The organism is Pseudoalteromonas rubra (genome assembly GCF_000967655.1).
Lineage (GTDB): Bacteria > Pseudomonadota > Gammaproteobacteria > Enterobacterales > Alteromonadaceae > Pseudoalteromonas > Pseudoalteromonas rubra_A.
Genome location: NZ_JXYA01000042.1, coordinates 45,195 through 59,969, shown reverse-complemented (window position 1 = coordinate 59,969; position 14,775 = coordinate 45,195). Strand labels below are relative to the sequence as shown.

Below are 14,775 nucleotides of genomic sequence, written 5' to 3'. Positions count from 1 at the left end.
ATTATTAGTGTATAACAAGGGCATGGCATCGTACTAAAACGATGCCCCATTTCACCCGTTTTGCGACTTGGTAGTAACTTTGAATCGATTAACTCAGAGCACGCAAAAATTGCGGCGGATCAGCTCGCAAGAAGTCGATGTTTCCGGCGAGCATCAGAGCTTTCTGCACGATATTATTTTTGAAGCAAAATCTTTGCTTCAGGTTGATCGTGTCTCGGTGTGGTTATTTGACGACATGCACCAGCCTACTAAGCTGCTCAACTATGCCAATACCGACTGGCTGGATGTGCCAGCCCAGCTGCCCGTGCTGAGCATTGATGACTTTCCTGTCTATTTTGCCACTATCATTACAGGCCAGTCGATAGCTGCAGACAATGCCAGCCTGGATCCCCGTACCAGCGAATTTACCGACATTTACCTTAAGCCCAATGATATTGCCACTATGCTGGATACCGCGATTTTTAAAAATGGTATTGCATTGGGGGTGGTGTGTTGTGAAGGGCGCACAGATGTGCGCCAGTGGCAGGAATGGGAAGTGGCCATCACAGAAATGGTCGCAGACTGTTGCAGCCGGCGCTTACTGGTCCATGAGTTGTATCAGATGCAGCAAAAGCTCACCAAAATGGCGTTTCAGGATATGCTCACGGGTTTGAACAATCGTCGCTTCTTGATGGAGCATGCCAAGCGTGAAATGAGTCGTCATCAGCGTACAGAGCGACCAATGAGCCTGATCATGATGGATCTGGACCGCTTTAAGCGGATCAATGATGATTTTGGCCATGATGCTGGTGATAAAGTGCTGCAGAAGTTTGCCCAGTGTTGCCTGGACGTGGTGCGCGTGGAAGACTGCTTTTGTCGCTTAGGGGGCGAAGAATTTGTGGTCTTGCTACCAGAAACCTCGGTCAGTGACGCGCATATGGTGGCCAGTCGGTTATGTTCTGCCACTCGGGATATGGAGGTGCGCCAGGAAAATGCCCTAATCAGAGTGACGGCCAGTTTTGGAGTGAGCGAAGTAAACCCCAGCATGCCGTTCAGCCACGCACTGAAGATGGCCGATCAGGCGGTTTACCGTGCAAAGGCCAATGGTCGCGACCAGATCCAGCTCGCCTGTTAATCCTATTCTGTGCTCAGGCGTTGTGGCTGAGCAGCGCTTTTAGCTTGGCAGGTTTTAGCGGCTTACTGAGATAGTGGATCCGGGCCTGTTTTGCTTGCAGTTTCAAAGGCTCGTCACGTACCGCTGTGATCAGGACCGCCGGTACTTCTGCATGCCAGCATTGTCTTAACTCTGTGATCAGGTTAACCCCGTTTTCATCATTATCGAGCTGATAATCCATCAGGATAAAATCGGGTGCCGGGTTGTTAGCGGCATATTGCCGGGCTTTGTCTGCCCTTTCAAACATTTGATAACTAAATTGCCACTTATCGAGCAGGCTTGCCATGGCAGCCAGATTCTTAGGGTCGTCGTCAACCACAAGCAGGTTCAAACTGGCTTTGGCACTTGGTTTTTGCTCCGTTTGGGCGGCTTTTTGCTGTACCTGCTTTAATTCTCCGAGTGGTACTTCGACACAGAAGCGGCTTCCTTTGCCGGGAATTGACTGCATTTCCAGGGGCATGCTGAGTAGCTCACACAATCGCTTCACAACACCGAGCCCCAGTCCCACACCTTTATTATCACCACTTTGGATGCGATAAAAGTCATTGAATATCTTTTGTTGCTCATGCTCAGAGATGCCTGGGCCGGTATCCCAGACCTCTATACGTACGCTGTGGCTGCGACGGCGGCAGGCCAGCAGCACGCGACCTTGGTCGGTGTATTTCACCGCATTGGATACCAGGTTTTGCACAATGCGGCGCAGGTAAGTAATGTCGCTATGGATCACCTTATGGCTGGTACGTACACGCAGTGCCAGGCCTTTTTCCTGGCATAAAATGGCATATTCGTTGGCCAGCGGCGACATAATATCGTCAATATCAAAATGGCGGGGGGTCGGTTTCATTGCGCCTTGTTCCAGCTTGGCGATGTCCAGCAGTGCCGACATCAGATGCACGGTAGAATCCAGGCTGGCACCGAGTTTTTCGAGGTTACTGCGGTCATTATCCGGTAATTTATCTTCATTGATCGCTGCCAGGTAAAGACGCGCGGCATTCAGCGGCTGCAATATATCGTGGCTGGCCAGCGCAAGAAACCGGGTCTTACTGTCGTTGGCGCGCTCAGCCTCTTTTTTTGCAGCAACCAGCGCCTGCTCGGTTTCTTCCCGGCTGGCGATTTGAGCTTTGAGATCCTGGTTGATCAGACGGACCTCCTGAGTACGCGCCTCGATGCGGTTTTCGAGATCCATGTTGATCTCTTCCAGCGCGTTTTGTGTGTCAATGTGGCTGGTGATATCTGAGAAACTGGTGACAAAGCCGCCTTCCGGTAGCGGGTTACCCGTCATTTCGAATACCTGACCATCGCTGCGGTGGCGAATAAAGTGATGCGGCGTGCCGTTTTTCAGATGCTGTACACGCTTATCAACCAGTTTTTCCAGCTCGCCGGGACCACATTCACCGCGCTCTGCATTAAAGCGGATCACTTCTTCAATGCTCTGACCTACCTGTAAAAAACCATCCGGGTATTGGAACATTTCATGATAACGACGATTCCAGGCAACCAGTTTGAGGTCTTTATCTACTACGGAAATACCATGGCTGAGATTTTCCAGCGAGGTAAACAACAGGTTTTGGTTGAATTGTAATGCCTGGGTAGTCTCATCAAAAAAGTTGACCACTTCTTCAAAGGCGAGTTGTTTACCCGAAGAAACCGCATGGATCAGCGCACGCGCCGAGGAGGCACCCAGCACACCGGTCAGTGCACGCTCGCAAAAGGCGATAAAGTCGGCACTGGGATAGGCATTGCTGTCTTCAATATCGTGGTTAATGGCATAGTGGCTGAGTAACTGCTGACTGCGCTGTATTCCCAAAAAGGTTTGCAGTAGCACGGTAAAGTCATACACAGTGGCTTTCACGTCTTTATTCAGGCGTTTGGCTGCACTGGCCTGCTCCCAGGGGCTGACAAACGCGGCTGCCTGGATTTTATCTATCAGACGCTCATATGCGCCCAGCGAGAAGCTGATATAACAGCTGATATTGGCCAGCAGCGCCAGCAAAGTACCGCGCGTAATGATGGTCTGGCGGGTTTCAAAGTCCAGGCTGCTGCCTGCTTCTATCACCGGAAACATCAGAAATAACATCCAGCATAAAAAGCCGGCCAGTAATCCGGCATACACACCATAGGCATGGCCTTTGCGCCAGTACAGTCCGCCGACTATGGCGGGTAACAACTGCGTGACCAGAGAAAAGGCGACCAGGCCCATGTTGGCAAGTGCCTCACCATGGCCAAACCATTGCTGGTAGAGGAACGCCAGTACCAAAATCGCGGCAATGATAAAGCGGCGGATCAGCAGGATACGGGCTTTATAATTGCTGGTCAGGCGGTTTTTCTTAAACTTACGCTTTAACAGCAGGGGCAGTACAACGTCGTTAGAGAGCATGGTACTGAGCGTTAGAGTTGCCACTACTATCATGGCCGTTGCGGCGGATAAGCCCCCGATAAACACAAAGGTGGTGATCAGCGGATGGCCCTGCATCATTGGTAGCGCCAGTACAAAGCTATCTGCTGCCATGCCCTGGCCTATATTAGGGTGAATGGCGGCACTGGCAATGGGTAAGATCATCGCGGCAATCAGGATCAGATACAGCGGAAATGCCCAGCGAGCGGTGCGCAGATGGCGGCGGTCCTGGTTGTCGACCACAGTTACGTGAAACTGGCGGGGTAAGCAGATGATGGCGGCGGCGGCCATCAGCGTCTGACCGATAAAGTTGAAATTGGTAAAGTCAAAACCCTGCCAGTGAGTCAAGTTTACTGCCGTGAGGCTGTTTTGCGTTAACAGGGCTTGCACAGCAATAACGGCTACGGCCATCAGTGCCAGTAATTTGATCAGAGACTCAAACGCGATGGCGAGCATGAGGCCGGAGCGATATTCGGTGACATCGACTTTGCGGGTACCAAAAAAAATCGCAAACAGGGCCATCAGCAAAGTGCCCGTCATGGCCAACATGCCGCCAGAGATTGGGGTGCCCTGTTGTAACAGCAAAAAGCTGCTGCTCAGCGCTTTGAGTTGCAGCGCTATGTAAGGAATGGTGGCCAGCAAAGCTATCATAGTGACCATGACCGCGGTGGTCTGACGTTTACCATAACGCGCTGAAATAAAGTCGGCGATGGTGGTGATGTTTTGCTTTTTACTGACCAGGATCAGCTTGCGTAAAAACCCCTGACCAAACACAAAGAGCAGCGCCGGGCCAAGTAAAATGGGCAGGTAGTGCCAGCTGCTGGTGGCGGCGGTTCCCACTGAACCATAATAGGTCCAGGAGGTACAATAAATGCCCAGGGCCAGGGCGTACACAAAAGGGTGATGGCTGATCCGGGTGGCCACGGGGGTGGTCTTATCTCCCCAGTTGGCGAGCCAGAATAGTAAGCCGATATAGGCGATGGCAACGAGGATCAGTGCAGCCGTCATGATGAGCCCTTGCGTTAATGCTTGTTATTGTCTTTGTGCCTTTAAAGTAGCATCACTTGCGGATAATCCAAAGTGACATAATCATCTGATTTTAAAAAATTATTCGATTTTTATTGAGTTAATTAGACTAATGTCTTATCTCCCGCACAGGTGTTCCTGGAACCACTCATTTTTCAGCATTATTTTTCTAACTATTTGAATTTAAATTATTTAATGGTGGTTGAAAAATCTTTATTCGGCAGTTTACGTAAACGTAACCTTGTTGTTACGACTAAGGTCTCAATTTCTTATTGACGGGCCATTGCTACAGTCAAAAGGTCATTAACACCAGCACATCGGCGACAGGTGTGCGAAAGGGGACTTATCATGGCTTTTAAAAGTGAAGAACAAGCAAAAGCATATTGGTCAGAAAATCTAGCCTTAATGTTTAAGCTATTAGTAGTGTGGTTTGTGGTGTCTTTTGGATGCGGCATTCTGCTGGTTGATGTACTCAACGAGGTCCGTTTCTTCGGCTTTAAGTTGGGTTTTTGGTTTTCGCAGCAGGGCGCAATTTATACCTTCGTTGCTTTGATTTTTGTCTATGTATTCAAAATGGATGCGCTTGACAAAAAATACGGCGTGGATGAATAAGGAGCGCTATGATGGATGTTCAAACTCTCACCTTTATAATTGTGGGGCTCAGTTTTGCCCTTTACATCGGCATTGCCATTTGGGCCCGTGCCGGTTCGACCAATGAATTCTATGTGGCCGGTGGCGGTGTACCGCCTGTGGCAAACGGCATGGCAACGGCCGCGGACTGGATGAGTGCTGCGTCGTTTATCTCCATGGCGGGGATCATCTCATTCGCCGGTTACGATGGCGGTGTGTATCTGATGGGCTGGACCGGTGGTTACGTGTTGCTGGCACTGTGCCTGGCACCTTATCTGCGTAAGTTTGGTAAATTCACTGTGCCCGATTTTATCGGCGACCGTTATTACTCGCAGGTGGCACGAGTTGTGGCCATTCTGTGTGCTATTTTTATCTGCTTCACTTACATCGCCGGACAAATGCGTGGTGTGGGCGTGGTATTCTCCCGTTTCCTCGAAGTTGACATCGAAACCGGTGTGTATATCGGTATGGTTATTGTGTTCTTCTACGCCGTACTTGGTGGCATGAAAGGCATTACCTACACTCAGGTTGCACAATACTGTGTGCTGGTTTTCGCCTACCTGGTTCCAGCTATCTTTATCTCTTTGATGATGACTGGTCACTTACTGCCGCAAACTGGTTTTGGTGGCACCCTGGCGGATGGCTCCGGGACCTACTTACTGGATAAACTCGACGGGCTCAGTACCGAACTCGGCTTTGCCCAATACACCGAAGGCTCCAAGAGTATGATTGACGTGTTTGCTATCACAGCGGCGCTGATGGTCGGTACTGCTGGTCTGCCACATGTTATCGTGCGTTTCTTCACCGTACCCAGAGTAAAAGACACCCGTATTTCAGCGGCCTGGACTCTAGTGTTCATTGCGATTGTGTACACCACAGCCCCGGCTGTTGCATCCTTTGCCCGGGTGAATATGATTGATACGATCAATGGTAAAGATGGCAGTGGTACGGCCTATGCCGAGGCGCCACAGTGGGTGAAAAACTGGGAAAGAACGGGCCTTATCGTATTCAATGATAAGAATGGCGACGGCAAAATGTTCTACTCAGCAGGTAAAATTGACGACCCGGCGAGCCGCAATGAAGTGAAAATTGACCGTGACATCATGGTACTGGCGAACCCGGAAATTGCCGACTTACCAGCCTGGGTGATCGCACTGGTCGCGGCAGGTGGTATCGCAGCGGCACTGTCGACAACCGCGGGTCTGCTACTGGTTATCTCGACCTCCGTTTCCCATGACTTACTCAAACGGACACTCAAACCGAATATCAGCGACAAGCAGGAACTGCTGGCGGCACGTTTGTCGGCGATGGTGGCCATTGCAATCTCAGCTTACTTTGGTATTAACCCGCCCGGATTTGTGGCGTCGGTGGTGGCCTTTGCCTTTGGTCTGGCGGCGGCAAGCTTCTTCCCGGCGATCATCATGGGGATCTTCTCCAAGCGCATGAATAAAGAAGGTGCCATCAGTGGCATGGTATGTGGTATTGGTTTCACAGCGGCTTACATTATTTACTTTAAGTTTGTCAGCCCGGAACTGAATACACCTGCTAACTGGTTATTTGGTATCTCGCCGGAGGGGATTGGTATTATCGGTATGCTAGTTAACTTTGGTATTGCAGCCATTGTGATGAAGCTGACTGCGGAAACACCACTTGAAGTAAAACAAATGGTGGATGGGATCCGTAACCCGAAGGGGTCATCTGCTGCACACGCACATTAATACTGATTACCTCGGATTGTGACTCGGTCCGATGACAAAGAAACCAACTACTCCATGGCGCAAGCTATGGAGTAGTTGTCATTTTTGGAGGGGTTATGACGGCTCAAGTACAGGACGTGCTGACCTTTGTGCAGCAACAGGCGCCATTTGATCAGCTAACCCACAGCGCGACGGATTATTTTGTTGAACACTTAGAGATCATCTATGTCAGCGGACAAAATCAGGCGCAGTGGTTTAGAAGCGAACAGCCACAGCTGTATCTGGTGCGTTCCGGTCATTTTGATTTGCGCTCCGAGCGTGGCGAGCTTGTCGCCCGGCTGGCCGAAAGCGATTATTTTGGTTATCCCTCGTTACTGACGGGCGAGCCGATCAGCAATCAGCTGGAAGTCGTGCAGGCGGGGCTGGTCTATGTGTTGCCGCAAGATGCGTTTGATTATCTGCGCCGTGAGTACAAACCATTTGAGCAGTATTTTGTCCGTGCCCACGCTAAACGTTTGTTGTCCAGCCACTATAAAGAATCGGCAAGCGGCTGGTCCGAACGCCCGGTCAGCGAACTGATGAACCGGGCTGCGGTAACCCTGCAACCCCAGGCCAGTATTCAGGAAGCGGCCAAAGTCATGAAGAAGCATCGGGTTTCATCGATCATGGTCATTGAAAACGATCAGTTAACCGGTGTGGTAACGGATCGCGATCTGCGTAATCGGGTACTGGCCGAGGGCTTAGATCCCGCACGGGCGATCCGCGAGATCATGACGGTCAGGCCGAAATACATCTTTGAGAATAACCGGATCTTTTCGGCACTGCATCTGATGCTGAAACACAACATTCATCACTTGCCGGTGCTTAACGAAGATCGCACCCCCATGGGGATGATCACCAGTACCGATCTGTTGCGTCAGCAAAAAAGCGATCCGGTGCAGCTGATCGGACGGATCTACAAAGCGCGCAGTTATGGAGAAGTACAGCAGCTTGCCAAAGAGATCCCCGATCTGTTGAGTGATTTTGCCAATAAGATAGAAGACATTTCTTTGATAGGTCAGCTGCTGAGTGGCCTCAGTGACGCGCTGACGGGACGTTTGATCGACTTATACCAGCAGCAGCATGGCACTGCGCCCACGCCCTTTGCCTGGATCTGTTTTGGCTCACAGGCCCGTGAAGAGCAAACCCTGCACTCCGATCAGGACAATGGTTTGCTGTTGCCCGAGGGCGTTACGGATGAGCAACGAGATTACTTTGCACAGCTCGGTGCGTTTGTTTGTCAGCAGCTGGATGAGTGCGGGATCCGAACCTGTCCGGGAAATATCATGGCCAGCAACCCGGCGTGTCGGGGCACGCTCAGTGAATGGTGCGACCGGTTCACCACCTGGATCCACGCACCGACGCCGCATGCCATGCTTAACTGTAAAATTTATTTTGATCTGCGTTTTATCACCGGATCCGATGTTTTGTTCGGGCAATTTTTACATCACCTCAATGAGATCCCGAAAAATGAATTGTTCTATGCCGCGATGGCGGCCGATATCAACGTCAATACCGTGCCTATTGGCTTGTTCCAGCAGTTTAAGTTGCAACAGGACAAGCACAAACACAAATATCTGGATCTCAAAAAGCGCGGCGTGGTGATCATCAACGACGTAGTGCGCTTGTATGCTCTGCAAGCGGGGATCAGCAAAGCCAATACGTTGCAGCGCTTGCGGGCGCTCAAAAGCCACCAGGTACTTAGCGGCGAGGACATTGCTAATTTGCAAGACTGCTGGCGCTTTTTAACTCAGCTGCGTTTACGAACGCAGATAGACCGCGAAGGGCTGCCAGAGAACTGTATAAACCCGGAACATTTAAGCTCACTGGAGCGTCATCAGCTTAAAGAGGCGTTTCAGTTGGTTAAGCAGGCCCAGCAAGCATGTGCTTTCAAATTTGCCAGAGGCAGCCTGTGAGCTGGTTAACCCAGTTGCGCAGCTGGCATGCCGACCGTCACCTGAGGCTAGTGGATGTCAATCTGGTGGTGTTGGATCTGGAATTGACCGGGCTGGATCCTAAGCGGGATGAAATCGTCTCGGCCGCCTGGGTCGAAGTTCGCCGGGGCCGTATCGTCCTCAGCACGGCCCGCCATGTCGTCAACAAAGAAGTACGTCAGCTGGGGCAAAGCCCGGTGATCCATGGGGTCGATGACGACGCACTGGCGCAGGGCTTAAGTTTGCGCACCTTATTACAACAACTGACTGGCGTGCTGGAGCAAGGCGTTTTAGTCTGTCATAACGCCATCCTCGACTGGGGGTTTCTCAAGCGAGCCTTTATAGAGCACGAGATGACGGTGCGCCCTTTGCGGATCCTCGATACCATGCAGATAGAGAGAAACCGCTTGCTCAGGCAGGGGCAAACGCTTAGCGCAGATTGCCTGACATTGTCGGCCTGCCGTCAGCGTTATGCTTTACCGTCAGCTTATGAGCATAATGCGCTCAGTGACGCACTGAGTACCGCCGAACTGTTATTGGCACAAAATAGTCAGCTTGGCGGGGCACAGGGAGCGTTACTCAGGCAACTGACATAATTATTTTTGCATATCTCTTACACATTTGTGCTTGGTCGATTACAATAGCGCCATCTTAATACGGAAAGCTTGGGAAATTTATTCGCACGCGGCCTATGCACCGGGTGTGTGGCACAATTGAGCCCAATTTTTCATAACGTGGTGGATCCTCACTTTAATGACTATCAAACTGGCAATAAATGGTTTTGGTCGTATTGGTCGCAACATAGTGCGAGCTTTGTATGAATCTGGTCGCCAGCGAGACATTCAGATCGTCGCGATAAATGAACTTGCCGATCCGCAGGGCATTGCGCATTTGCTGAAATACGATACCTCACATGGGCGTTTTTCTTTTCCCGTCCACCTTGAAGCACCTTATCTGACAGTAGGTGATGATAAAATCCAGCTGTTTAGCGAAGCCGATCCCAGTCATTTACCCTGGCATGCCCTGGATGTTGACGTTGTTTTAGAATGTACCGGTGTATTTCATTCCCGTTTTCATGCTCAGGCGCACTTACGCGCAGGCGCTAAGAAAGTGCTGTTTTCACATCCTGCCGACGCGGATGTCGATGCCACCATAGTGTACGGCATTAATGACCAAGAGCTGCGCGGCGAGCACACCATAGTGTCTAATGGCTCCTGTACCACAAACTGTATTGTCCCTGTCATAAATGTATTGGATGATGCTTTTGGGATTGGCTCCGGCACCATTACAACGATCCACGCGTCTATGCATGATCAACAGGTGATCGATGCGTATCACCCGGATCTGCGTCGCACCCGGGCTGCAAGTCAGTCTATTATTCCTGTGGATACGAAACTGGCTCGTGGCATCGAGCGAATTTTGCCAAAGTTTCATGGCTGTTTTGAAGCCATTGCGGTGCGAGTGCCGACCATCAACGTAACGGCCATGGACCTGAGCGTGACTTTGAACAGTGATGTCACCATAGAGCAGGTGAATAATGCGTTACAACAGGCCGCCTGTGGTCCGTTACGTGGGATACTGGACTACACTGAAGAGCCGCTGGTCTCAGTGGATTTTAATCATGATCCACATTCCAGTATCATAGATGGTACCCAAACACGCGTCAGCCAGAAACGGTTGGCGAAATTGCTGGTGTGGTGCGACAACGAGTGGGGATTTGCGAATCGCATGCTCGATACCGCAGCAGCAATGACACAAGTTAATTAACAACCAAGTATCGTTCTTGAAGGAGATGTCAATGTCAGTCATTAAGATGGCGGATTTAGATTTAAACGGCAAACGCGTTCTGATCCGTGAAGATCTTAACGTACCGGTGAAAGAAGGTAAGGTCACATCAGATGCCCGCATCAGAGCGTCTTTACCGACCATCAAGCTTGCCCTTGAAAAAGGTGCCAAGGTCATGGTGATGTCTCACCTGGGTCGCCCAACGGAAGGGGAATACGATGCGCAGTATTCACTACAGCCGGTTGTAGATTACCTGAATGACGCGTTAGAGCAAAACGTGCGTCTGGTTGATAACTACCTGGATGGCGTTGATATCGCAGACAACGAAGTAGTGGTATTCGAAAACGTGCGTTTCAATGTCGGTGAGAAAAAGAACGATGAAGCGTTGTCGAAAAAGCTGGCTGCATTATGTGATGTGTATGTCATGGATGCATTTGGTACGGCGCACCGTGCGCAGGCATCGACGCATGGCGTAGGTTTATTTGCTGAAGTTGCATGTGCCGGTCCACTGCTGGCGGCCGAGCTTGAAGCGCTGGGCAAAGCCCTTGATAATCCGGCACGTCCTTTAGTTGCCATTGTAGGTGGCTCTAAAGTATCGACTAAACTCACCGTGCTTGATTCACTGTCTAAAGTGGTTGATCAGCTGGTCACCGGTGGTGGTATCGCGAACACTTTTATCGCTGCTGCGGGTAACCCGGTCGGTAAGTCTTTGTACGAACCAGACCTGATTGACGAAGCAAATAAACTCAGCGAAGCGGCCCGTGAAAATGACGGTGATATCCCTGTTCCAACCGATGTGGTTGTGGGTGACGAGTTCTCTGAGTCTGCTGTTGCCGAGATTAAAGATGTGGCTGAAGTGCGCGACACTGACATGATCTTCGATATTGGTCCTGATACTGCGAACACGTTAGCAAAGATCATTGCCAACGCAGGCACTGTGGTTTGGAATGGCCCTGTTGGTGTGTTTGAATTTGACCAGTTCGGTAATGGTACTGAAGCAATTGCCAATGCTATTGCCAAATCTAACGCGTTTTCAATCGCGGGTGGGGGTGACACCCTGGCAGCCATCGATAAATATGGCGTAGCCGATGAAATTTCATATATCTCGACTGGCGGTGGTGCGTTTTTAGAATTCCTTGAGGGGAAAAAACTGCCAGCAGTCGCTATGCTTGAACAAAGAGCGAAAGCGTAATTCAGGCACGATGCTGCGCAATACGTCGCAGCATCACATTTTTGGGCCGACAAGTTCGGTCCGGTTTTGAGACTCTCTCACATTTATTCTCAAAACAAATTGAGTGTGTAGCACTTAAAATTTATCCCGTTCAAATCGATGAGTACGAGTGCTGATCTTGGAAATATCAGCTTCACTCATCAACAATTGGAGAAAGCACAATGGCTTTAATCAGTATGCGTCAATTGCTGGATCATGCCGCAGAGCATGGTTACGGCGTTCCTGCCTTTAACGTAAATAACCAAGAGCAAATGCGCGCGATTATGGAAGCGGCAGATAAAACCAACAGTCCGGTGATTGTTCAGGGTTCGGCAGGCGCACGTAAGTACGCAGGGGCACCGTTTATTCGCCATATGATTTTGGCCGCAGTTGAAGAGTGGCCACATATTCCGGTTGTTATGCACCAGGATCATGGTACGTCTCCGGGTGTATGTCAGCGTTCAATCCAGCTTGGCTTTTCATCTGTTATGATGGATGGCTCGCTTATGGAAGATGGTAAAACGCCTTCAAGCTACGAATACAACGTTGACGTGACACGTCGCACTGTAGAAATGGCACATGCTTGTGGTGTGTCGGTTGAGGGTGAGCTGGGCGTTTTAGGTTCACTGGAAACGGGCGAAGCAGGCGAAGAAGATGGCATCGGCGCTGTTGGTAAGCTGTCACACGACCAGCTGCTGACTGATCCGGAAGAAGCGGCTGACTTCGTTAAGAAAACCGGCGTTGATGCGCTGGCAATCGCGTGTGGTACATCGCACGGTGCGTACAAGTTTACGCGTCCACCAACAGGCGACATCCTGGCAATCAACCGCATTAAAGAGATCCACGCACGTATTCCGAATACCCACCTGGTAATGCATGGCTCATCTTCTGTACCTCAGGAGTGGCTGGCGGTGATCAACGAATTTGGCGGTGAGATCCCAGAGACCTATGGTGTGCCTGTTGAGCAGATCGTTGAAGGCATTAAGCACGGCGTGCGTAAAGTTAACATCGACACAGACCTACGTCTGGCTGCCACTGGCGCTATCCGTCGTCACCTGGCACATAACCCTGCCAACTTCGATCCTCGTAAGTATCTTGCTGAAGCGACCAAAGCGATGACAGAGATCTGTGTTGCACGTTATGAAGCATTTGGCACCGCTGGTCAGGCGGGTCGCATTCAGCCTATCTCATTGGATGACATGCACCTGAAATATCTGACTGGTGAGTTGGATCCTCAGATCAAATAAATACTAACCCGGTAAAATAGGGTCAATGAGACATGCCGCAGCTTTGATACTGCGGCATTTTTGTATCTGTGTTTGATCTGTATGGGATCAGATTTTTACCTACCTGCGAGCGCCGGGATCAGATCTTGACTAACTGCCAGCAGAGCAGAAGCGTTTGGGATCGAGATCTTACTAAGTCAGGCCCTGGATCTGACCATAGTGCTGTGTGGAATCGATCTAAAATCAATAAGTTAGTCCAATCTATTCGCAGCGCGCGTGAATTCAGCGTACGATCGTTAGTAAAAATATGATCCTGGCAGGATCCCTTGGTATAAATTTGATCTCAGGCAACTCAACTTAGAAAAACTTTGATCCGGCGGTTTGTCACTTGATCTCTCAAACAGAGCGTCTAGCTTTAAAGAGTACTCTATTCTGCTCACATTGGTTTTTATTAAGGTCAAGGTATGAAGAAATGCTTTTTGGCTGCCCTTTTTGGGGGCTCTGTGCTGGCTGGTGTGCAAGTGCAGGCCGAAGAACTCAAAGTTTACGGACGCGCGCACCTGGGTGTCGAAAACAGTGATACGGGAAGTGGTTCGGATACCTCAGTAGAAAGCTACGCCTCACGAATGGGGATCAAGGGCGCGGCTGACTTGGACACCGGGATCTCTGCCTTTTACAAGTTGGAATTTCAGGTTGAAATGTCTGAAAACGACAACGATGGTAAATCTGAGGAAAACATCACAGCACGCTCTCAGTATGTGGGGATCAAAGGCCGTTTTGGCCAGCTGCTGGTGGGCCGCGATGACACTGCAATGAAAAAGTCGCAGGGCAAAGTGGATCTGATGAACGATTTCAGCGCCGATATTAAGAATTTCTTCGTTGGCGAAAACCGCCTCGGTGATACTTTGCAATACACGACGCCTTCACTTAACCACCTCAAGTTTACAGTCAGTTATATTGCCGAAGACAACAGTAAGCAAAATGGCGAGAGTGGCTTGTCTATGGCAGCCAGCTACGGCGATAGTAAACTGAAAAAAACGGCTGTTTACGCCAGTGTGGCGCGCGATGAAGAGGTTGCTGGTCAGGACATTACCCGCGTGACTGTGCAGGGCAAGATAGCTCAGGTGACCTTAGGCGCCAGTTACCAGCAAAGTGAAGCGGTTGGCAGCAATGATACAGTAGACAGCTATATGGCCAGCGTCGCGCTGAAGCTAGACAATGGGTATAAGCTGCTGGCGCAATATCAAAACTCCGATGGGGCCTCGGGCAAGCTCAAAGACTCAGGGGACGCAACGTCTATTGGAGTCGAAAAGAGCTTATCTAAGCAAGCAAGAATGTACCTGTGGTATACCAAGACAGACCTCGATAACGACCCGGATCAGGATCATATGGCGCTGACATTGCGCTATGATTTTTAGTGTCTTTGCTTTATTGCGCAGGTGTTGCGATACCTGCGTGATAGGTCGGCAGTGTGAGCGCAACTGAGCAGCACAGCGCACGGGGCAAAGTCTGATCTCCGGACGTTGCTGTGCTGTTTATTGCCCTTTGACCTGGCGGATTTGTAAATGAACTTAAATGGCTTGTATGTCTGACCTTACGCCTTTTTACAGCGGCGATAGCAGGTTGTTTGTTAACCCTGGCGCAAAACAAACCTGACGAAACAAGGATTTACCCCGAGTT

General features: G+C 50.3%; 10 protein-coding genes. 9 read left to right on the top strand and 1 reads right to left on the bottom strand.

The window, feature by feature from the left end:
• The first annotated feature begins 79 nt into the window (after positions 1-79).
• On the top strand, positions 80-1,114 hold the full coding sequence (locus tag TW77_RS17160) for a sensor domain-containing diguanylate cyclase (protein ID WP_046006205.1): 1,035 nt from the start codon (positions 80-82) through the stop codon (positions 1,112-1,114).
• Between the two features lie 13 nt (positions 1,115-1,127).
• On the opposite strand, the gene TW77_RS17155 is transcribed toward TW77_RS17160, so the two are convergent.
• Complete coding sequence (locus tag TW77_RS17155; protein ID WP_046006204.1) at positions 1,128-4,556, bottom strand: PAS domain-containing hybrid sensor histidine kinase/response regulator; 3,429 nt, start codon at positions 4,554-4,556, stop codon at positions 1,128-1,130.
• A gap of 366 nt (positions 4,557-4,922) precedes the next feature.
• Between TW77_RS17155 and TW77_RS17150 the strand changes: the two genes are divergently transcribed.
• The 8 genes from TW77_RS17150 (at position 4,923) to TW77_RS17115 (ending at position 14,513) form a co-directional block, all read left to right on the top strand.
• A complete protein-coding gene (locus TW77_RS17150) occupies positions 4,923-5,186 on the top strand; it encodes a DUF4212 domain-containing protein (protein WP_010383473.1) in 264 nt (87 codons plus the stop codon).
• 11 nt (positions 5,187-5,197) lie between these two features.
• Positions 5,198-6,922, top strand: coding sequence for a sodium:solute symporter family protein (locus tag TW77_RS17145; RefSeq protein WP_046006203.1), 1,725 nt, complete (start codon positions 5,198-5,200; stop codon positions 6,920-6,922).
• A 95-nt stretch (positions 6,923-7,017) separates the two neighbouring features.
• Complete coding sequence (locus TW77_RS17140; protein WP_046006202.1) at positions 7,018-8,856, top strand: DUF294 nucleotidyltransferase-like domain-containing protein; 1,839 nt, start codon at positions 7,018-7,020, stop codon at positions 8,854-8,856.
• Positions 8,853-9,470, top strand: coding sequence for a 3'-5' exonuclease (locus TW77_RS17135; protein WP_052713243.1), 618 nt, complete (start codon positions 8,853-8,855; stop codon positions 9,468-9,470). Before TW77_RS17140 ends, TW77_RS17135 begins: the two co-directional genes overlap by 4 nt.
• 157 nt (positions 9,471-9,627) lie before the next feature.
• Complete coding sequence (gene epd / locus TW77_RS17130) at positions 9,628-10,641, top strand: erythrose-4-phosphate dehydrogenase (RefSeq protein WP_046006201.1); 1,014 nt, start codon at positions 9,628-9,630, stop codon at positions 10,639-10,641.
• 31 nt (positions 10,642-10,672) lie between these two features.
• A complete protein-coding gene (locus TW77_RS17125) occupies positions 10,673-11,851 on the top strand; it encodes a phosphoglycerate kinase (RefSeq protein ID WP_046006200.1) in 1,179 nt (392 codons plus the stop codon).
• 200 nt (positions 11,852-12,051) lie between these two features.
• A complete protein-coding gene (fba, locus tag TW77_RS17120; RefSeq protein ID WP_046006199.1) occupies positions 12,052-13,116 on the top strand; it encodes a class II fructose-bisphosphate aldolase in 1,065 nt (354 codons plus the stop codon).
• A gap of 443 nt (positions 13,117-13,559) precedes the next feature.
• Positions 13,560-14,513, top strand: coding sequence for a porin (locus TW77_RS17115; protein ID WP_046006198.1), 954 nt, complete (start codon positions 13,560-13,562; stop codon positions 14,511-14,513).
• Positions 14,514-14,775 lie beyond the last annotated feature (262 nt).

What these genes read in the sequence shown, in the direction of transcription:
- TW77_RS17150 (WP_010383473.1), top strand. Translation starts at nt 4,923, where the DNA reads ATGGCTTTTAAAAGTGAAGAACAAGCAAAAGCATATTGGTCAGAAAAT.
- fba (WP_046006199.1), top strand. Translation starts at nt 12,052, where the DNA reads ATGGCTTTAATCAGTATGCGTCAATTGCTGGATCATGCCGCAGAGCAT.
- TW77_RS17155 (WP_046006204.1), bottom strand. Translation starts at nt 4,556, where the DNA reads ATGACGGCTGCACTGATCCTCGTTGCCATCGCCTATATCGGCTTACTA.
- TW77_RS17115 (WP_046006198.1), top strand. Translation starts at nt 13,560, where the DNA reads ATGAAGAAATGCTTTTTGGCTGCCCTTTTTGGGGGCTCTGTGCTGGCT.
- TW77_RS17145 (WP_046006203.1), top strand. Translation starts at nt 5,198, where the DNA reads ATGGATGTTCAAACTCTCACCTTTATAATTGTGGGGCTCAGTTTTGCC.
- TW77_RS17125 (WP_046006200.1), top strand. Translation starts at nt 10,673, where the DNA reads ATGTCAGTCATTAAGATGGCGGATTTAGATTTAAACGGCAAACGCGTT.
- epd (WP_046006201.1), top strand. Translation starts at nt 9,628, where the DNA reads ATGACTATCAAACTGGCAATAAATGGTTTTGGTCGTATTGGTCGCAAC.
- TW77_RS17140 (WP_046006202.1), top strand. Translation starts at nt 7,018, where the DNA reads ATGACGGCTCAAGTACAGGACGTGCTGACCTTTGTGCAGCAACAGGCG.